This window comes from Priestia sp. ABM2_011 (assembly GCF_056158845.1).
This window is the reverse complement of record NZ_JBSWUB010000001.1, coordinates 2,445,988-2,466,581: the sequence shown is the minus strand read 5'-3', so window position 1 is coordinate 2,466,581 and position 20,594 is coordinate 2,445,988. Positions and strand designations below refer to the sequence as shown.

Sequence of the window (20,594 nt, the reverse complement as noted above, 5' to 3'; positions counted from 1 at the left end):
CTATTTCACATCTAAATCCTTTGTTATCACATAGTATTCACTTTTGGCTGTAACCCAATTTTTCACATTGTCTCTATAGGCTACAAAATTGTTCGGGTGAACAATCGAAGAATGCAGCGTTTCCTTTTCTGCTATTTCTCCCGCTTGTCTTGCTAACTTATTGCGCTGTTTTTGATCAACGGTTTTATTAAGCTCATCAATAATGGAAGCTAATGCTGGTTCATGAAAATGTCCAACATTAAATGCCCCTCCCTCCGTATAAAGAGCATTAAAGAAATATCCTGCATCTCCTCGCGGCGCGGTTACTAGGCTGTATGTAACGATTCCCCAATCATCTTTTGTTGTCATATACTCATCCATATTTTCCACTTGTTGAATGTCTATTTTCACACCAATCTTTTTGGCTTCTGACTGAAGCATTTGTGACATTAAAGGCAGTTCTGGACGATAAGGGTATGTAACAAGCTTAAAAGAAAGTTGTTTTCCATTTTTTATTGCTTTTCCATCCTTGAGTATATAACCGGCTTTTTCTAAATGTTTTTGAGCCTCACTTGGTCCGTAGGTTTTCGTTTTTTGATCGTTCGAAAAATCCAAACTATCTAAAAATGGACCTGCTGCTGGTGAACCTTGACCTGCGAGCGCTGTGTTGACAACATCCGTGGGATTTAATAATACATCAAACGCTTTTCTCACATTTTTATCTTTAAACGCTTCTTGCCTTGAATTATAGAAAAGCATTTGATTTCTGAGGCTCGGCTGTATATCTACTACAATAGATGAATCTTGTTTTAAAGTATTTAAGCTTTCAATTGCCGGACGATATACAATATCAGCTTCACCTGATTGTAAAGCAGACGTGCGTGCATTTTCATCATCATTAAATGTTAACACAACTTCATCCAATTTTGGTTCCCCGTCCCAGTATTCTTTGTATTTTTTTACTTTCATTTCACTATCCGGTTTAAACGAAGCTACTTTAAATGGTCCCGTTCCCACTGGTTTACTTTTTATATCTGAAGTATCTACATCAATAATTGCCGTGTTTGGATGAACAAGTTCAGAAGGCAGCGTAGCAAGCGGCTCTGTTGTTGTAATGATCAAGATTTGGCCACTGGCTTTCATTTCTTTAATTTTAAGTGCACTTTTCATTGCTTCGCTTTCTTTTATCGTTCTTTCTAACGAATGTTTCACGGCTTCAGCATTCAGAATCCTTGCCATTTTGAAACGTAATCCCGCCTCTAATCTCAAATATCCAGGTCGTCCCATTATCTTCTGTTTTCCATTTCTTTGCGAGCCATGGTTCAATCTGTAATTGCTCATTCACTTTGACTAGCGTCTCAGCAATTCCCGCTCTTACAGTTGTATAATTTAGCTGCGGATCGAGCGTGTCGCTTGGAAAATTTGATACAAAAGTAAGTGATTTCTTTCCACTCTTTTGTTCGGTACTCGCGGAGTTATCCGAACATGCAGCCAGCAGACCTATCGTAACAAGCATTGAGCATAGCAGACTTATCTTTTTTCTCATATAAACCCTTCCTTTATTAAAAACTATCCTTCTTTTATGTACTGCCTCTAAATATAACCCTCCTTTAAATCGTAACGATTATTATTATCATAAAAAGTTTAATTTGTTTACCTTACTTTGTCAACAAAGGTTTTTAAAGGATACAGGTGCTCTAGCACCTGCTTTCACTCGTTGTGATGATTGAATTTATTGATAACGTATACAAATGAGCATAAAAAAACAAAGCCTTCTCGAGGCTTTGTTTATACAGCATGTTTTTTTCTTTTATATTTCCACATCATATATCGATAACGAATCGTGCAGCCTATACAATATCCCATCAGCGCTACACCCGCAGCAAGAATCACCATTATACTAAATACATAGCCAACAAACGTATAACTAAGTAAAAATGAAATGAAAGCAATCCCAATGCATATCGTTGCAATCCATTGATTAAAAAGCTGCTGATCACGGTCTTCCATCTGATACGAAGAAATAGGTTTTTTGAGAAGCTTTTTACCTGCCATAATTACAGGATTACGCTTTGTTACAAGTGTGACTACTCCAACGAGAAAAGGCAAAAGTAAAAGCCACTTTGCCGCAAGTAAAGCGAGCACAACCGTTATAACGATAAAGAGTTGATTAAGCTGAACTAATGGTTTGGGAATGCTCATGGAACTCCTCCTTCTTAAAACCTATTATACAAATTGGTTTACTAATTTAAAAGAAAAAGCACTCCAAATGAGCGATAAGACTTATATAAAAAAGTTACATAATTTCACTAACGTACTTTAAGATCAGTATCGTAAATAAAATCAAGACAACGTATCGTAAAGAACGGATTCGACGTTGAAGAAGACGTTTTACATGCCTTTTATTACGCATATGGGTTCTTCCTTTCGTATATTGAATTGTCTTTAGACACACTTATATCATACTTTTTCGGAAAACACCAACGTCAGAAAAAATTGCCAAGAACCACAGCTTTATGCGCTTAAAAAGCCTTTTCCAATTACGTCTCGTACATCGTGTACAATCACAAATGCTTCATCATCAATTTTTTTAATTAACTTTTTAAGTTTAAGAAGCTCTTGTTTATTAATGACAACGTACAAAATTTCTTTTGATTCTTTTGTATAGTTCCCTCGACCGTTTAGAATCGTTACCCCGCGATCAAGCTGTTCATTGATTTGGTCCGCTACCTCGTTTTTGTTGCTTGAAATAACGGTAACGGCCTTTTTGGCATCAAATCCTTCAATAACGAAGTCAATTACTTTTGTTGTAATGTAAAGCATGACGATCGTAAATAGTAACTTTTCGATTCCAATAATAAAATAAGAAGCCAATACCACTAGTAAATCAACAATTAAGAGTGCATGACTGACTTTCCAGTTTAAAAACTTATTTAGAATTCGAGCAATAATGGCTGACCCTGCTGTTGTTCCACCAACTCGCAAAATCATCCCAATTCCAACGCCTAGCAGTACACCGGCAAAAACGATGCCAATGAGCTCTTCGTGAAGATGAAGACCCCAGCCTTCAGTTACGTGAAGAAAAATAGATGTAGTGATAATCGTAATCATTGTATAGACGATGGTTTTTTTCTCTAAAAATTTATACCCTACGATAAGCAAGATACCGTTTAGAATAAAGTTAGTGACGCCTGTTGAAAGATGCGTTGTATAATATAAAATAATGGATATACCCGTAACGCCGCCTTCACCCAGTCCTATTGGAATGACGAACATGTTAACTGCAAGTGAAAATACAAACGAACCTATTAATAAAAAGATGACATCTTTTACTATTTTACTCATCGATTAAACCCTCCTCGGCATAAAAATTCACATAAAAAAGCCCCTTCTCCAAAAGAGAAGAGACGCTTATGTTTAGTTTTTATATTACGTATTCTTAAATTGCCATGTATGACTATAATATGTTCACATACGTTTGTCAAACGGAAAGTTTATGCATTATGTGTAACCAAGGCTATGAGTCATTTATCTTTTATGTATACTAGGAATGTTTTAATTTATTTAAGCAAAGACGGATGCAGGAATTAGTCGACTCAATTAATTCTTTATCGCCTTTTTTCAATCGAATTTCTAACGCGCGTTGAAAATAGTGATGTGCTCTGGAAACAACCCGCTGATCAAGTAAAAATTTTCCATAATGCTGATAGACAAAGTCTTCATATATGTGAAGGTCTTCATCTGCTTTTAATTGTTCGATGAGTAGCTGAAACGTTTCATTCGCCTTATCCCACTGTTCTTGCCAGTGATATGTATGTCCAAGTCGGATTGTATTCAAAAATTCACCTATTGTATCAGCATGTCGGTCATATAGATAAATGGCCAGCTGCAAGTGTCTTTCACTGCTCGTTAATTCTCCAAGTATGCGCTCGTATACACCAATATGTCCATATGTTTTAGCAGCGGCACACTCATCCTCTTCTTCAAGAGCTCGTTTCTTTAAATAGATGATTCCCTGCTTCATTTGGTTTGGGTTAACCGGAACTTCTCGAAGCTGTTCATTAAATCGATAACTCATATTAAACGGAAGATCTCTGATGTTCATGCACGCTCCTTTCATGTGGCACATCAGCAAACATACTTTCATGACCGCTTGCTTATGGTCCATTGGATGTAGGATTCTTTCCATTTTGATACGTTTACGCGATTTACAGGAAAGCTCAGCAAAAGTGCTGAGCTGTTGGTTCTTATTATTTTACTTATATATCCATTTTATCACAAAAAATACTACCGTAAAGATGATCAGGCAGTCTTCATATAAAAAAATGGTTTTTTATCAATAAAAATGGTTTTATGCTCTTGAAAGCCTATACGCTGATACAATTTTTTGGCTTCTATGTTATTGTATTCAACGTTTAACGATAAAAACATCTTACGCTTTTTGGCTTCTTGCTTGGCTACATTTAAAAGAGCCGTTCCTATCCCTTTTCCGCGGTAATCTTCGTCTACACATAGAGAATCAATATAATAATCTCCATGTTCAGTTTCTATATCAATTTCCCACGCTGGATTATTAAGTTTCGCACGCACAAAACGCTTAACTGGTTCATAAAGCGTTTGTAACATACTTCCTTCGTAGCAAAGCATAAGTCCAACTACCTTCTCATCGACTTCTGCGACTGTAATATGATGATAGCTATAGCGATTCTTCTCAGACAGAATAAACGCTTTAAGTCTTAAAAGCGCTTCTTCATTCGTTGTAGCCGCCGTATGAGAGCGTGCAATACTCCCAAGCATGTCATAAAGTAATTCCGTTACAGCAGAAGCATCTTCTTTTCTTGCTTTCCTTATTTTCACGATTTTCAAACTCCCTTTATTCTCTTCGCTTGCGTTATTTGTAGCAAAACTTCTTACCTATCTACTTTAACACGAAAAAGAAAAGAAAGAAAAAATTAACTCCTAATCTTCCTTTCATTGTATAATTAATGTATATTTTCAAATGAATGGATGATGACTATGAAAAAACGCTGCCAGCAGAAAGATAATACGATGAGCGGGAGAGAACTTATAGCGGAGGTTCTTTTACAAGTGCCTCAGCTGCTCATATGGCCCCTGCGTCTTCTTATACGAATTGGTCGTTCTTTGTTGGACGGTATTTAGCCAATCCTATACACATACTTACGGAACTCACAAAAAAAGAAACTCAGCAGCTACTGAATTTCTTTGTTAGTTTTTTGCTTTTTTGTATCCTGCTTCTTGTGCATCTTTTTCAGTACAGAACCAAATGACGTTGTTCATTGTTTGATTGTAGTGTGCCCCTGTTGGCACGTGATAAATTTTAGAGTTTTGATTTCCTTTTATTTTACCTTCGCAGCTTGTGGCAGATTGAGTATCTTTTTGATTAGAAGAGGACTGATTTTTTACAGCATCCGTATTATATCCTTTTTCTTGGGCATAGTTTTCAATACTCCAGATGCCTTTTTCGCTTTTCCGAGCCTGCTCCTGTATTTTCTTAAATTCGTCTACGTACTTTGTGTTAGGAGGAAATACCGCTACGCGGGCTAGCCCTTTTGCTAGCAGCTCTTCATTGTATAGCTCATTGTCTATCCATATATACGCAAGTAACCGTCCATATTGATCACGTTCTTGCACATCAAATTCAAGAGTGATTTCCTGCCCTTCTAGCCTTTTTTTCGTGTAAGCAGATGCTTCTGGACCAAAGGGCTGTACGCCTAGTTTGGGATGCTTTGTTTCTGGGGTATCGACAAGAAGTAGTCGTACGCGATCCGTCTTTCCGTTCAGCATTTTTACTTTAAGCGTATCGCCATCCACCACTCTTTCTACCGTAGCTGCCTCACCTACTACGTCTTCACGACTTGCTTTAGAAGGACTATGGTCTTCTTCTTGATCTGATGAACCTTCTACTTGAACTTCTTGTTTTGTATCCGTAGAAGGTGTGCTTGAATGACTTGCCTGCTCATCACTGCATCCAGTAAGAAGCAGCATAAACATCGCGATCATGATGTAAATAATTGCTTTTATTTCTTTCAAAACCCGGGTCCTCCTTTAACACATTCCCTATCTACTATATAAAAGTAAAATGATTTTATAAATAGTGTAAATCACCTAAAAACAAAAACTCGTGAAAATACCTTTCACGAGTTTTTCGCGCAGCTTGTTTTAAAGTCATTATTTTAAATAGCATTTATTTTATTTTTATTTCACAAACACATTTTTCGTTTTTGTGTATCCAGATTTTTAATCATGAGGATATTTTACACTACAAATACATTTATCGTCTACCGGCTTATAAAAATAAGGAATAGCCGCACAAATAGAATAAGTGTGAATATTTCAATATCATAACTGACTACCATAATGACTATTTTTTTGTAACATAAATAAGAGCCCTTACTAACAATAGCTAATAGGGCTCTTCAAACCTTTGTTTTTACGATCGAATTTTTTGTTTGCGCATCCACTGGGTAGCGACCCACTTTTCTCCTTTTATAACAGGAGCTCCCCCGTGGAGAGTACGGTCATTAAGTTCAGCATCACTATAAAAATATTCAAAGTACACGGCCATTCCCTTTGTCGGAGATACGGAAAGACCCAGCTTAGGAAAATAAGTTTCTCCTCCTTCTTCCACATCATTTAAGTACATAACCAATGTACTAATACGGTTATTTTTAGATGCTTTACTTGCAGAAGTGAAATAGTCGTGATGCGCTTTGTATTCTTGATCAGGCAAGTATTTTAAAACTTGAAGGCCTTCAGCATATTCAATAGACGGTCCCATTATCTTAGAAAGTCTCTTTTCAATTTGATGTACAAGCTCGTTTTCACTTTCTTCAAAAAACATGCCGCTGCTCGTTCGAATACTGTTTACTTCACGTTCAGCTCCAATTTTTGATCGCTGCATTTTATCTTTGGATAGCTGTACAAGTTCGTCACATTCTTCGGTACTTAGGACATTTCCTAAAACTAGAACAAGAGGCTCTTCAAATCGAGCAACAATATTAATCTCTCTGTCTTCTAATTTAATTTTATTCCCTGAATGGCTAAAAATCGTTTGTTCTTTCGTTAGTAAAGATGTATTAGTTGTAATCATCTTTTATCGGCTCCTCAAAATAGCTATTTTCCAATTCTTCACTCCATTACATGTAAACGCTTACTAATAAGAATTATATCATGTATACGAAGTAAATTCTGCTAGCAAAGGAAATAAATAAAAAGAAGCCCGCAATATAACGGAGCTCCTTCATTTTTTCTTATAGATTTCACTTATATTTTAAACACTTTATAAAGCAGCCTAAAAAAATTCTTTTAATCTAAAGCATACGTGCCAAAGGCCGCCTAAAATCAGCGGTACGCAAGTTCTTTTTTACTTAAATTCAGCGTTTGTGCTGTAGAAACATGAATTTCGTTAAAAAGCGCTGGATTTTCTACCAGTGACAAGCCGTAAGAAGGAATCATTTCTTTTATTTTTGGTTCCCATTTCTTCATATGCTGGGGGAAACACTTTTCTAGCACTTCAAGCATAACATGAACGGCAGTCGAAGCGCCTGGCGAAGCCCCGAGCAATGCAGCAACGGAACCATCCGCTGAACTCACAACTTCTGTACCAAATTGAAGAGTTCCTTTACCTCCGGCTTCCGTATCTTTGATTACTTGTACACGCTGACCCGCTACGACGATATCCCAGTCTTCGCTTTTTGCGTTTGGAATAAACTCGCGAAGTTCTTCCATACGCTTTTCATTGGACAACAGCACCTGCTGAATCAAGTATTTCGTTAAGCCCATCTCTTTGACGCCTGCTGCTAACATCGTTAAGATATTATTCGGTTTTACAGAATTGATTAAGTCCAAATTTGAACCCGTTTTTAAGAACTTTGGTGAAAATCCGGCAAAAGGTCCAAACAGCAGTGTTTTTTTGCGGTCGATATAGCGTGTATCAAGGTGTGGAACCGACATCGGTGGAGCGCCAACCTTTGCTTTTCCGTACACTTTCCCGTGATGCTGCGCCACAACTTCGGGATTAGTGCATACCATAAATAATCCGCTTACCGGGAACCCTCCAATATGTTTGGACTCAGGAATACCCGTTTTTTGGAGTAAAGACAGACTTCCGCCTCCTCCTCCGATAAAAACAAAGTTCGCCGTGTGATATTCCTGTTTGCCGCTATGAATATCATGTACTTTTACTTCCCACGAGCCGTCTGCGTTACGTGTCAGATTTTCAACGCTGTGGTTATAGTTTATTTCTACGCTTTTACTTTTTAAATGTGTAAACAACATACGAGTTAAAGCTCCAAAGTTCACGTCCGTCCCTGAGTCAATTTTGGTTGCCGCAATTGCTTCAGTCGATGTACGCCCTTTCATAACAAGCGGCATCCATTCTTTTAACTTTTCAGGACGATCCGAATACTCCATCCCTTGAAACAACGGATTATTTGATAGCGCTTCAAAACGTTTTTTCAAAAAGGATACGTTCTTTTCTCCTTGTACGAAACTCATGTGAGGGATTGGCATAATAAACTCTTGCGGATGATGAATTAAATTACTGCTTACAAGGTACGACCAAAACTGTCTTGAAAGCTGAAACTGTTCATTAATTCGCACGGCTTTCGTAATATCTATGGATCCGTCAGCTTGTTCAGATGTATAGTTCAACTCGCACAGTGCAGCATGGCCCGTCCCTGCATTATTCCATTCATTGGAGCTTTCTTCTCCTGCATCTGCGAGTTTCTCAAATACTTTGATTTCCCATTCCGGCGCTAACTCTTTTAGTAAAGATCCCAACGTTGCGCTCATCACTCCGGCCCCAATTAAGATAACGTCTGTTTTTTTATATACATTGCTCATCACAATCTTCCTTATCTTTTATATTTTAAAAAAGCACCTTTTAGCAACACGCCTGTTCTACCTGACTCTCTATAGATTAAGTATGTCTGACAAGTTGTCTGTCTTACATAATGGGAGTTTTTATACATACCCTTTCATCTTGTCCTTTTTTAACATGCTCAATATCACTTCAGCGGTTTCTTCAACTGCTTTACCTGAGACATTAACAATAGGACAGCCAATGCGCTTCATAATTTTCTCAGCATAGTCCAGCTCTTCAAGGATTCGATCTACATTGGCATAATTGGCTTGAGACGCTAAACCTAAATTTTTTAATCGTTCTTTTCGGATTTCATTGAGCTTATCCGGTGTAATAACTAAACCAATACATTTATTTTTTGGAATAGTAAAAAGTTCGTCAGGAGGCGTCACTTCTGGAACTAACGGTATATTCGCTACTTTAAGACTTTTATGAGCTAAATACATAGAAAGTGGCGTCTTAGACGTTCTCGAAACACCAATCAACACTAGATCAGCTCGCTTGATGCCTCTGAAGTCTTGTCCATCATCATATTTAACAGCGAATTCAACTGCTTCTACTCTTCGAAAATAGTTATCGTCTAATTTTCTTGTTAATCTCGGTTGAAGATTAGGTTCTTTATTAAAGGTTTGGCTAAAGGCACTCATAAGAGGGGTCATCAAATCAATGGCTACAATTCCTTCGTCTTGTGCCGTTTGGTCAAGATACTGTTTTAAAGGTGGGATGACGATAGTATACGCAATGATGGCCTCGTTACACCTTGCTTCGGCAATGATATTATCAATATTTTCCTCATTTTCTACGTAAGAAGTATTTTGAATTTCAATATCTTCTCCACTAAATTGAGTTAAAACTGCTTTTACCATCAGCTCAGCCGTTTCACCTACTGAGTCGGAAACTATATAGACAATTTTTCTTTTATTCACATTAAATCTTCCTATTCTTTGATTTTAATAGTTTAATAACGCTAATATTTTTTATTTAGCAGCTTACAAGATACACAATTTAATAGTAATGAATAGATAAATATGCTGGTCACTGTGATTATAAACACTTTAACAAAACAATTAAATTAAGAATTTGTGTCATACTAATTACGAAATAAAGCTAAATATGTTATACTATTTTCATTAAATGTTATATTAGCATTAAATATACGGAGATACAATCCCTTTTCTGCGCATTTTATAAAAAGTTTGAAGAAAGAAAAAGTTTAGATTTTAAAATGTTTTATGCTTTGGCATGGTGCACTCATCAGGGCTGAGAGGCGTTTTGCAGGAATAGGCACGAGGATAGTTATGTTGTTTATAACATGATTTTTAAATTATAGAAGATTTATTCTTATCTATTCTTTTTAGCTAAGAGTGCTATAACTAAAAATAATGAACGGTTTACTTTTTACCTTATGCATACTAAAAACACCGCCTAAAAGACGATGTTTTGAATAGTTGGTTATATGTCGTAAAATAGATTCATTTTTATAAAACGGGATTACTTCTAGTAGATTTTTGTAATAAAAATTTAGAAAGGTAATGGGAGACGCCGTTTTCGTCACAGTTAAATTCCGTTACGTCATCGACAATTTCTTTAATATGATCCGGCGCGTTTTTCATCGCTACAGCATAGCTGGCAAACTGAAACATTGGTAAATCATTGTTGCTGTCGCCAATTGCTAGAATGTCTTGCTCGGGCAAATTAAAATGTTTTAACATTTGCTGAATTCCCGTTGCTTTATTTACGTTTGCCACCATCACTTCGACATTGTGTTTAGATGAAGTAGAAGTTGTAAAGTCTGTTTCTTGCTTGAGTTTTTCAAGCTCTTCTTTCCATTTATCGATATGCTCGTGCGTTCTTGCAAAGAAATAGAACTTTGAAAATTCACTTCCTTCTACGGAATCTTTCCAGTCAATTTCTTCTTTAATTGCTTGTTTACGAGAAAGCCATTCGTTAATTTCCACACTGTCTGGCTTTGGCTCTTTAATTTCATTTTCAACATACGGCTGATCTTGTTTTAACGTCACGCGAGGTGTGCCATACGGGAAAAGCTCGTAGTATACCTTGTTCGCTCTTGCTTTTTCAATAATAGTTTCCACCAATTGAAGTGAAAGCGAATGCTGAAAGACTGATTCTTTTCCTACGTATCCTGCCATACCATTTGATGTGATAAATCCATCTACTTGAAAGCCTTCAGGAACTAACTCTTCTATTTCATCAAACGCTCTTCCCGTAGCAATAAAAACAAAAATTCCCTGTTTTCGTAATTCGTCAATGGTTTCTTTTGTTTGAATACTTACTTTGTTGGAGCGATTTAATATCGTACCGTCCATATCTAAAAAAATTGCTTTAGGTTTTAACAACATATTTATTCCCCCTATTTGTAAAAAGAGTGTACTTGGCAAGTATAAACTTTTCCATTTTCAAACTCAATGAATGTACTTTGCTTTTCTCTTTTATAAAGCTACTATAATACTCTCCTTACATCTAAAATTGTACAAGCGCTATAAAGAAAGAATTTTATATTTGCAATAAGCCTTTATATACTAATAGCTGGTTAGGCTAATTTGATATAAAACAGCATTCACAAAAACGAATTTTCCTTTTAGCCTTTAGAGTATCGTTCAAAAAAGATATAATAAGAGTGTTACAGATTAAATACATGCAGAGGAGGTCAACATGAACGAACCATCCAATTTTTCTCCTTACCTTATTAAACAAATCAGCGATGCGATCGATGACAATATCAAAGCAAAGTGTATAGACTTTTTATATGATTCTCATTCGTTTTTTTCGAATGAAAAAGATTTTATAGAAGACTACATTTTAAATATATTGCAAGATACGTTTGTTTTAGAGAATAAATTAATAAATCCTAAGGAAATACGAAACCCAGCCTACAAAAGAAGACAATCAAATAAGAAAAACTGGCTGCAAACATTAAAAAAAGATATTAAAGCAGAAAAGCCTAATCCTATTTTTGAAGACATTGAATTAGCCAAAAAAGTGATGGATAAAAAAGTAGATACCGAACACTTAAAAAAGCTGTTTGGCGTGGAAAAACCTGAAGATATTTTAAAGATAAAGTTAAAAGAAGTAGAGGCATGGGCTAAAAGCAAAAAAACAAACATTACCGATTTTCCTTATTTAGATTCAAAAATGAATTATCAAATAGAGAAAGCATTTCACACGGACTTTACTTTTTTAATTGCGGAAATCATCTTAGAAAAATACAATGGAAATTTAAGCAACTGGATTGATAAACGATTAAATTCGTGGGTAGAGGCGCCTATCTTCTCAAACGAAAGTCATTCTCTTAAAACCAATATGGAAGTTAAAACAAACTCCCAAGAAGTCGTTTTATATAATGACTATAAAGTTGATGAAGAATATTTCATTCGCACCATTATCCCTGTGAATGATAATCAAACGGTTCTTTCCAAACGAAATATGGTTTTAGACCCAAAAGATTCCCAAATTATCCAGTTTGCTCTTTCACAGCGCGACGAGATGTTTTATAAAGAAAAAACGGTGACTCTTGATTTAGCGGATATCGTGAAAGAAATTTATAATTCAAAAGGTGTAAAAAACTATGAAGCCGTTGAAGCCCGCATTATGAAAATTGCCAGGTATCACGTAGAAGGTGTAGCAAAGAAGAAAAATTCCAGAGATACAAAATTTGCGATCAACTTCTTTCAAAAGGCTGTTATTGAAACCGATGAAGTAACGGGCAGACGATATGCAACGATTGTATTTAGCGATGATACGCATCAAGGCTTTTTAAATCAGCAGTTTGTACAAATATACAGTGATGTTATTAAAAAGTTTAAAGATAACTCGCTGTCTTCTTTACTGCTTTATGCATTTCAAAAAGAGCGTTTAGACTGTTATTTACAAGAAAAGTCTTACACTCATTTTTACCCGTATCAATATTTTGCTTCAAAAGTTCGTTTTCGTTCAAAGAAAATTGATGTAAACCTAAAATTAATTAATGAATCTCTAGCAGAATTTGTTAGCAATCAAGTACTGATCCAAAGTTATCAGCAAAAACTTCAAGGATTTGAAATCTCTTTTATTCCTCTTCAAAATTATGAAATTCAAGACTATTTTGGAGGAGAACATAGAGAAACATTGGAAGGGTAAATCATTCCCTTCCTTTTTTATTTGACATTTTGCCATTTTCGTCTTTTTGATACAAAATCTCCCTCTATTTTCATTTCATAGTTTGGAAGTTTTGTCATTTTTAACGTACTACACAAAAGCTTTTGCCGTTTTTGACGTACTACTCCGCTACTTTTGCCGTTTTCTGCGTACTAATTACTGTCTTTTGCTGTTTTTGACGTACTACTTTGCTTCTTTTGCTGTTTTTGACGTACTAAATTCATTTTATTTACTCGTCATCACTTATTAATTGTTAATTATTCTCTTTTTTTCGTAAAACAATCCTACCTTTTGCCATTTTTGACGTACTCCTTCACTACTTTTGCCGTTTTCTGCGTACTAAACATTGCTTTTCCCTTTGTTATGTCCTTTTCAAACCCTATTTTTTATTTTTTTCGCAGCATATATAAAGCTTTTGCCATTTTTGACGTACCAAACGATATCTTTTGCTGTTTTTAGCGTACTACCAGGTCGTTTTTGACGTTTTTCACGTACTAAAAATAGCTTTTGCCATTTTTGACGTACTATTGAAATTCATTGTGTTATTTACAGCGATCAGAGAAGTGATTTTTTTCCCTTTTTTTAGGTGAATCGAGATCACTTTTGCTGTTTTTGGCGTACCACTCTTCACTTTTGCTATTTTCGGCGTACTATATTGAGCCTTTTGCCGTTTTTTACGTACTAAAACGCATAAAGTTTTTTTTGATTTTTACTGATCGTAACAAACACTGTTCTACCGGCGCTTGCTTGCTTTTGCCGTTTTTGTCGTACTAAAAAACCTATACGCTGAATCCCTTGCTATGACAGCATTCTTTGAGCCTTTTGCCGTTTTTCGCGTACTACTCGTTCGTTTGCGATTCTGTTTCTTATTGATATAATTTTCACAAGGTATTCTTTGTTATTTTACCCTAATAAATTATTGTTGATATGAAATAGATTGGAGGGATTCTCATGATAAAAAAAGAATTTGCAAAAATTGGAAAACAAATTATTCGCCAATTGTCTAGCACCGTAGAAAAATATAAAGATATTGAAGATCACATGGACCTAGACGCTCATGGGAACCCTACAATCAAAACAGTGGCAGAACATCACCGTTTATCTAAATCTCAAATTTCACAATTAATTTTTTATCACTTCCTTCACGTTGATGAAAGAGGTATTATTTGTGATGTTTCTGAAAAAGAGATTGCAGCCGCTTTGAATTGTACAGTTCGAACAGTTCGCAACAACAATGTAGTATTAGCAGAAACAGAATTAATTTCCTATTCTCGCAGCGGCAAAGGAATCAATATTTGTATTGTTCCCTACCCTCAATATTTTGAAGAACACGGCTTTGGGTTTATGGAATTAGAATATACTCGCTTTGAAGAACTTATTCTAATTGAAAACGTAAATGCCCTTCGCTTAGAGCTGCGCAAAGAATTGGTTTATGACAACGATACGATTAAGCGTCAGTTTAATCCTGGAGAAAACACTTCAAAAATTAGCTTTAATGACTATAAAATTTTTACGCCGAAATATACTCACTACAAGGGTATGATGCAAAAAATAGCTGAAACGCAGGCGAGCGCATTTAAAACCGTTGTCCAAGGATCTACTATTTTCTTTGTTTTAAAAGACGGAGCTAAAAATGGCAAGATGTCAAAACAAGAAAAGAGAGATCAATACGATGCGGCGATTCGACGTACTATTGAAGAGACTTTTGTAAAATTATCTGGACACAGCACAGATTCTACAGGAATTGTTATGTCTTCATTCCAAAACGAAGACATCGCTGATTTGGTTCAGCTTTCTTTTGAATATGGTATTGAACGAGTGAAGTCTGCCCTTTATACATTGATTGAACAGGCCTTCTTCAGCCATGATGCTCAAGTCGTTGAAAATTACGGTGGGAAAATCCGTACGCTCATTCGAAAAGAGCTTTCAAAAAATCTTCAAGATCAAGTCCCTGCCGAACTTACAGCTTCATAAGGGGCTTCTTTGGCATGCCTTTTTTTTATTTTCTATCCCTTCTCCTCTCTTTTTGATACAAATAGTACAAACAAACACCCATTTTTTCAGCTCTCCAATTCCATTATCCTACCCATATAAACGTAATGAGTTTAAATAAATGATATTTCTTGTGTATAACTATGGAATATTACTAAAAAAACACCTTCATACTTATCCACAAAAGAAAGAAAACATATTCAATGACTGTTATATCATCCTCTTTATTAATAAAAACATCCCTTTTATTTTTTTATTAACGATAATTTCCAGGTTATTTACTCTTTAATATAACTACTTTTATCCACAGTGGAAATAATTCATACTTTTAACAGCAATCTTCATACTATTGATTTTAAAATCCATCTATTATAGAAGAAAAAACATAGTAAATAAAATAGCTTCCATATCTACTACGATAAAAAACATCCTTTAGCCAAAGGATGCTGTTCACAAAAAAGGGCTATTTTCCACACAGTTATTTATTGAAATACTATTTTCTTTCTAACCCTTGATATCATTGGGTTTTTAGAGGATTTTTCTTTCTTTAATATCTGTATATAATGTTTGCTAATAAGATCTATACTAATCTCTGCTATAAGATTTTATTTAATATTTGTATAAAGAAATGTTTTAAAAATATCTATACCTGAGGATTTTCACTTTTTCTAAATTAAGGAGTTTTCATTACATATACCAAATACAAATAAATTAAAATAAAATAAAACAATAGTTCAAACGCCTCTTAATAAATTCTAGTAGTATATTTTTTAAAATAAATTATACTATTCAGTAGAGAAAAATTTATAAAGCAAGAAAGGGACTTAGTCATGAAATACATACAGTGGGTACAGCAAACTTTATTTAATACCGGTAGGTGGATTGACATTAGTGAAGTAATCATAAAGATTATCCTCATTTTTATCATTGCTCAAATTGTCATCCGGTTTGCTCGCAGTGTCATTAATAAAATCTTTGATTTCAGATTTAAAACTAAACTGCTGAGGTACAACGAACGAAAAGAAATAACGCTGAAAAAACTTTGTCTGAGCATTGTCATGTACGTTGTGTATTTTATTGCACTTATTACGTCTTTAGAGGCAATCGGAATTAATATGAAAGCACTTTTAGCTGGTATTAGCGTAGCAGGGTTTATTACAGGCTTAGGTGCACAGAATTTGATTAAAGATATTTTAAATGGGTTTTTTATTCTATTTGAAGATCAATTCTCAGTAGGAGATCACGTATCTATAAATGATACGAAAGGAACTGTTGAAGAAATTGGATTACGCACGACAAAAATTCGCGGAGTCGACGGAGAGTTTTATTTTTTTGCTAATAGTAACATTACAAAAGTAGCGAACTACACGCTCGGTGAAATCCCCGAAATACATACACCTGAACAAATAAAAACTCGTGAAGAATAGCTTCACGAGTTTTTATTTACGACCGTTGTAAAGAATTGATCATATGATGTAAGGTGATAATCTGCTTCAATATCGTTATTTTGAAATGCACATGTTTTAATTCCCAGTTCACGGGCAGGTTTTAAGTCGAGTTCGCGATCCCCAATTACTAAATCGAGCTGATACTTATCGTGAAGATAGGCATAAGCTCCGCTATCAGGCTTTCGTTTGTAGCCATCATCCTTTGTAATAATCTCCGTGAAGTAGTGCTCCATATTAAAAAATGCCAGGATATCAAGCGTAGATTGTCTAGACTTGTGCGTAACAATTACATTTGTATCCGCAAAGCTCAGTACGTCTTCTACGTGAGAAAAAGCAGGCTTATCTTTAGGATTGATTTTTTGTTCGAGCACATGGAAGTGTTTATCAAACAAAGACTTTTCAATATTAAAATGCTTGATTGCTACGTCAGAAGATATTTTCATTTGTTTTAAAATATCATCTTCTGAAATCGTTTGATCTGTTAGTAATTCTTTGAATGCTTTCACGATAGTCGGATAGGTATCAAAGATGGTTCCATCAAAGTCCCATAAAATATTCATTTTCGCTGTCTCTCCTTTTTAAAAACGTAACGATTATACCAAATTTTTCACCGCTTGTCAGTGAATCATTTTGTCGTCGTTGCATTTAAAGTAAAAAAACTCGTTTTATACGAGTTTTTTTACTTTATTAGCTGCTGCTGCACCCACTCCCGCAGCTAGAGCTTGAACAGCTTGAACTGCTGCAGTTTGAACTCGAACAGCTGCTGCCGCTGTCATGATGGTGATGGCCTCCATCGTTGTGGTGATGGTGGCGGTTGTCTTCCCAGGGGCTTGAACAGCTATACCCACTGTAAGAGGCTGTCTCTCCCGCATACATCGTCTTTTTATATAGCAACAGTTCATTCATATGGCTTGAAAAGTTGGTGGCTTTGTAGAGAGAATAAAAAACAAAGCCTTGAAGAAGAAGTTCGTTTGATACATTTCCTTTTTTAGCCGCTTTTTTAAAATAAGTTGATCCGCCCGTTTTTTTTCTTTTTCGTGCAGCAGTGACTTCTTCTTTTAACGTTTGAATCAGGGCTCTCTGCTGTTTTTCCCATTTGCCGTTTCTTAAAAAATAGCGATCTAGTAATTCATCTTCTGATAACCTTTGAAAATCTTGAAGCGTACTTTTATCAAGCGGATGCTGAAAAAATTTCCCCCAAAGCAGTCGGCTGTTACCCGTTATGTCAAACAAATGAGCATACATCCAATCGAAGAACGCTCGCTTATCCGGCTGTGGGGATGGAGCTGTTTCTACATTTGGCTGGTGATGCAAAAAGCGGTTGAAAAAGTGTTCTGTAAAACGCTCATAATCTACTGTAAACATAATCATTTCATGCCATACTTCATCCACTTTTGCACTAAACATCGGTACGTCTTTGATGACTGCATTTAATAAAAAGTAGCGCTTCATCTCAAAAAACGTCCATTCCACTTCATCGTCTTTTGTATTTTTTCCTTTCATGCGCTGTTTCACTTGCTGAACATAGGCTGCCGGTAAAGAATCTTCTAGTGAATGAACAATATCTTCAAAGCCATTATCTTTATGTATTCCGAGCTCATCTGGAAGCTCCTCTTTATACAAGCGAAATCTTCTCGACTTTGCAACCCCTTTAATAATCAAAACTAAAAGAATTACCGCTACTACTATAATTGCTGCTATCATCTTCTTCCCCCTGTATCGTATCTATATATTCAATATTTTACCACATTCGTAAAACACAAAAAAAGAGCTCAATTAACTTGAGCTCTCGTCATCATCGGGTATCTCGTCTACCTTTTCTACTTTGACTAGACCTTTCGTGCTATATTCAAGATCAAAGTATGCTTTGACGATATCCCCTTTTTTCAAATTGCTTGGAATCGGTTCATTTAAATTTTTATCGGAAAATTTAATGCCCGTTCCTTCTTTTGTTGTTCCGCTGTATGTACCATTTTCGATTTTTTCAATAGTAATATAATACACTCGATATTTGTGCGCTTCCTCGTCGCCTTTCGCTTTTTCTTTAACGGTTTCTTGTTCAGGAAGCTTACTCAGTGTTTCTTGGGCCTGTCCAGAAGTCGGCTCTGCTGATCGATTTATGAATTGCATCACAACTAACACTAAACATATAACTACTAAAACTAATAATAATATCTTTTTTGCTGATAAAGACAATGAACTGTGCCTCCTTACACCTTTATGTATATCATGCTGCACACAAGAGATTATACACGATAAAGGATTAGAAATTGGAATAAATTCTATAAAAATAGTAAAAATATGAGAAAGTACCTAGAATTTTTTACGCTTTTCTGCACTTTTTTGAGATAGAAAAGAAATTTGGTACCTTATCCTTAAATTGTAACTGATTCACTTCATTTTCGGAAAGAGTTTTGCCCATTTTGTCGTAAAAAAGTCATAATAAGAAGGAATATCACACCATATTGTCGAACGTATGTATATACTTATAATGAACTGCCGAACTGCTTTTCTCTATCCTCATTGTTGAGGCAATATGGCAACTGAAACAGCTTGCTGTTAAATTCAGATTACACATCTATACTCAGGAGGTGGAATGCAAAATGATGTTTGCACTTATTGTTGTGGTTGGTATCGTAGCACTTGGCGTAGCTAGCTTCTACGTCATTAAGCGACCTCAAGGCGCTGTTGATCCTGAGGATCGCAAACCGCTTGTTTCTGTAAACGGGCATGTTAAATTTGCAGAAGGAATTAATCAAATTTCCATATCTAAAATTGACATGTACGATCAGCGTCTTGTTATCAATCAAGTAGCTATTATTCCATTTAACCGTATTCAACGAGCAGAATTTTCAAAGGTTGTCAAAAATGAAAAAGGCCTTCACGGAGCTCCTGTTCAACGCTATTTCGGTGAGTTAACCATCCATTTCACAGACAAGAACGGGCAAGAAACCTACATTCGCTGTGAAACACCGAAAAAAAATCAATTTCACCTCATCTACCAGTACGATTTAATGAAAAGACAATTAAATAAGCGTCTTGGTCTTGAAGATCAGCAGCCTTACCTTACTCTTCAAGAACCATACGAACTATAAGAGAAAACCTCCCTTTTTCACATATTATTTCACTTCCCTGTACATACTAGAAGCGAAACTGAAAATGGGAGGTCATTTCAATGGATTTCGTCCGTTTTTTGCAATATTTTTGTTCAATCGCCGGCGCTCTATGCTTGGGGTTTACCTACTATCACATGTTCAAGCGTGACGCTCCGGTTAAAAAAGAAGAATCACAGCAAGGTGGAACTGAGTGAAGTTCGCCTGCCGTGATTCTTCTTTTTATTTATATATTATTTATTTTTAGCCCAACAATAATTTTTGGTAAGTACATTTTTAATAATATTCCGTAGCATACAAATAGAATTGTAGGAATAATAATGAATTTTGAAAAAAGTAAAAATGCAGTAATAGACAAAGTTATAAAAATAATAAGAAAAATAACTAAGTGTTTCATGCTAGACACCTTTTGGTTATTAATAATATCAGCGATACCAACTAATATCATTAAGAAACATATGTAATCTATTACACCTTGTATCAAATAATATTGTTTGACAACAGATTCAACAGTTGACATAGCAGACGTGAGATATAATAGCATAAATGAAACCACTACAGTTAATAAAGTCAACAAGAAAGGTATAAGCACAGGTGAAAGCATTGTTCTAAATAAGTGACCAAATGACCGAGATATACTTCTTTCATTTAAATAAGAGAAAGCATTAGGTTGGTTATATTTAAGGTTAGTTCTCTCTGTACTCAATCTTTCGACGAATTCCTCGACTTTTTTCTTTTCTATTCCAGTACTGAAGCTTCCAACCTCCTTACTTAGATCATAAGATAAATACGGATAAGCAGCCTTTAAATTCTCTTCTAATTGAGTAAACTCTACTTCATTTATTAAGAATCTATTTAGTGCATACTCCAATTCTAATAAAATTGTTAATACCTCACTGTACTTTTCTCTTTTATAGTTTTCACTATTTAGTAATTGAGTTCTGAACTCTTTTTACAACCATGTTCCAATTAATGCTATTAATAAATAAGTAATCAATTGCACATAATTTTTGCCAAATAATT

The 20,594-nt window shown here is 35.3% G+C and carries 18 protein-coding genes and 1 pseudogene; 6 read left to right on the top strand and 13 right to left on the bottom strand.

Annotation, left to right across the window (positions count from 1 at the left end; translation table 11 throughout):
- The 5 genes and pseudogenes from nikA to ACXAE4_RS13335 form a co-directional block, all read right to left on the bottom strand.
- Nucleotides 1–1,525: pseudogene (nikA, locus tag ACXAE4_RS13355) on the bottom strand (nickel ABC transporter substrate-binding protein).
- A gap of 242 nt (nt 1,526–1,767) precedes the next feature.
- Nucleotides 1,768–2,181 carry a DUF4395 domain-containing protein gene (locus ACXAE4_RS13350; protein WP_205664133.1) on the bottom strand — a complete coding sequence of 138 codons (414 nt, stop codon included), beginning with the start codon at nt 2,179–2,181 and terminating at the stop codon, nt 1,768–1,770.
- 312 nt (nt 2,182–2,493) lie between these two features.
- On the bottom strand, nt 2,494–3,324 hold the full coding sequence (locus ACXAE4_RS13345) for a YitT family protein (RefSeq protein WP_205664135.1): 831 nt from the start codon (nt 3,322–3,324) through the stop codon (nt 2,494–2,496).
- Between the two features lie 199 nt (nt 3,325–3,523).
- Nucleotides 3,524–4,084, bottom strand: coding sequence for a hypothetical protein (locus ACXAE4_RS13340; protein ID WP_289577934.1), 561 nt, complete (start codon nt 4,082–4,084; stop codon nt 3,524–3,526).
- A gap of 197 nt (nt 4,085–4,281) precedes the next feature.
- Entirely contained in the window at nt 4,282–4,836 is a 555-nt protein-coding gene (locus tag ACXAE4_RS13335) for a GNAT family N-acetyltransferase (RefSeq protein ID WP_047750646.1), read from the bottom strand.
- Between the two features lie 159 nt (nt 4,837–4,995).
- Between ACXAE4_RS13335 and ACXAE4_RS13330 the strand changes: the two genes are divergently transcribed.
- Nucleotides 4,996–5,139, top strand: coding sequence for a hypothetical protein (locus ACXAE4_RS13330; protein WP_155017337.1), 144 nt, complete (start codon nt 4,996–4,998; stop codon nt 5,137–5,139).
- 66 nt (nt 5,140–5,205) lie between these two features.
- On the opposite strand, the gene ACXAE4_RS13325 is transcribed toward ACXAE4_RS13330, so the two are convergent.
- From ACXAE4_RS13325 to ACXAE4_RS13305, 5 genes are all read right to left on the bottom strand, one after another.
- A complete protein-coding gene (locus tag ACXAE4_RS13325; protein ID WP_028412910.1) occupies nt 5,206–6,030 on the bottom strand; it encodes a thermonuclease family protein in 825 nt (274 codons plus the stop codon).
- A gap of 400 nt (nt 6,031–6,430) precedes the next feature.
- The gene (locus tag ACXAE4_RS13320; RefSeq protein ID WP_028412909.1) at nt 6,431–7,090 is read right to left on the bottom strand and encodes a 2OG-Fe(II) oxygenase; all 660 of its coding nucleotides are present in this window, start codon (nt 7,088–7,090) and stop codon (nt 6,431–6,433) included.
- Nucleotides 7,091–7,341: 251 nt separating this feature from the next.
- A complete protein-coding gene (locus tag ACXAE4_RS13315) occupies nt 7,342–8,844 on the bottom strand; it encodes a malate:quinone oxidoreductase (RefSeq protein ID WP_028412908.1) in 1,503 nt (500 codons plus the stop codon).
- A gap of 120 nt (nt 8,845–8,964) precedes the next feature.
- Entirely contained in the window at nt 8,965–9,789 is an 825-nt protein-coding gene (locus ACXAE4_RS13310) for a pyruvate, water dikinase regulatory protein (RefSeq protein ID WP_028412907.1), read from the bottom strand.
- A gap of 552 nt (nt 9,790–10,341) precedes the next feature.
- A complete protein-coding gene (locus ACXAE4_RS13305) occupies nt 10,342–11,223 on the bottom strand; it encodes an HAD family hydrolase (protein ID WP_028412906.1) in 882 nt (293 codons plus the stop codon).
- 313 nt (nt 11,224–11,536) lie between these two features.
- Between ACXAE4_RS13305 and ACXAE4_RS13300 the strand changes: the two genes are divergently transcribed.
- The 3 genes from ACXAE4_RS13300 to ACXAE4_RS13290 all read left to right on the top strand — a co-directional run bounded on the left by ACXAE4_RS13300 (nt 11,537) and on the right by ACXAE4_RS13290 (nt 16,437).
- Nucleotides 11,537–13,000 (top strand): hypothetical protein, encoded by a 1,464-nt coding sequence (locus ACXAE4_RS13300; RefSeq protein WP_013083667.1) that lies wholly within the window; start codon nt 11,537–11,539, stop codon nt 12,998–13,000.
- A gap of 969 nt (nt 13,001–13,969) precedes the next feature.
- Nucleotides 13,970–14,992 carry a hypothetical protein gene (locus ACXAE4_RS13295; RefSeq protein ID WP_033579375.1) on the top strand — a complete coding sequence of 341 codons (1,023 nt, stop codon included), beginning with the start codon at nt 13,970–13,972 and terminating at the stop codon, nt 14,990–14,992.
- 848 nt (nt 14,993–15,840) lie between these two features.
- Nucleotides 15,841–16,437: a mechanosensitive ion channel family protein gene (locus ACXAE4_RS13290; RefSeq protein ID WP_028412904.1), complete on the top strand. Its 597-nt coding sequence runs from the start codon at nt 15,841–15,843 to the stop codon at nt 16,435–16,437.
- 2 nt (nt 16,438–16,439) lie between these two features.
- On the opposite strand, the gene ACXAE4_RS13285 is transcribed toward ACXAE4_RS13290, so the two are convergent.
- The 3 genes from ACXAE4_RS13285 to ACXAE4_RS13275 form a co-directional block, all read right to left on the bottom strand.
- A complete protein-coding gene (locus tag ACXAE4_RS13285) occupies nt 16,440–17,018 on the bottom strand; it encodes an HAD-IA family hydrolase (protein ID WP_289577937.1) in 579 nt (192 codons plus the stop codon).
- 127 nt (nt 17,019–17,145) lie between these two features.
- Entirely contained in the window at nt 17,146–18,162 is a 1,017-nt protein-coding gene (locus tag ACXAE4_RS13280; protein WP_047750637.1) for a glycine-rich domain-containing protein, read from the bottom strand.
- A 72-nt stretch (nt 18,163–18,234) separates the two neighbouring features.
- The gene (locus tag ACXAE4_RS13275; RefSeq protein ID WP_028412901.1) at nt 18,235–18,654 is read right to left on the bottom strand and encodes a hypothetical protein; all 420 of its coding nucleotides are present in this window, start codon (nt 18,652–18,654) and stop codon (nt 18,235–18,237) included.
- Between the two features lie 407 nt (nt 18,655–19,061).
- Here ACXAE4_RS13275 and ACXAE4_RS13270 point away from each other — a divergent pair, with 407 nt between their 5' ends.
- Entirely contained in the window at nt 19,062–19,553 is a 492-nt protein-coding gene (locus ACXAE4_RS13270; protein WP_028409022.1) for a hypothetical protein, read from the top strand.
- A gap of 80 nt (nt 19,554–19,633) precedes the next feature.
- Nucleotides 19,634–19,768 (top strand): hypothetical protein, encoded by a 135-nt coding sequence (locus ACXAE4_RS13265; RefSeq protein WP_014459590.1) that lies wholly within the window; start codon nt 19,634–19,636, stop codon nt 19,766–19,768.
- Nucleotides 19,769–20,594: the final 826 nt, after the last annotated feature.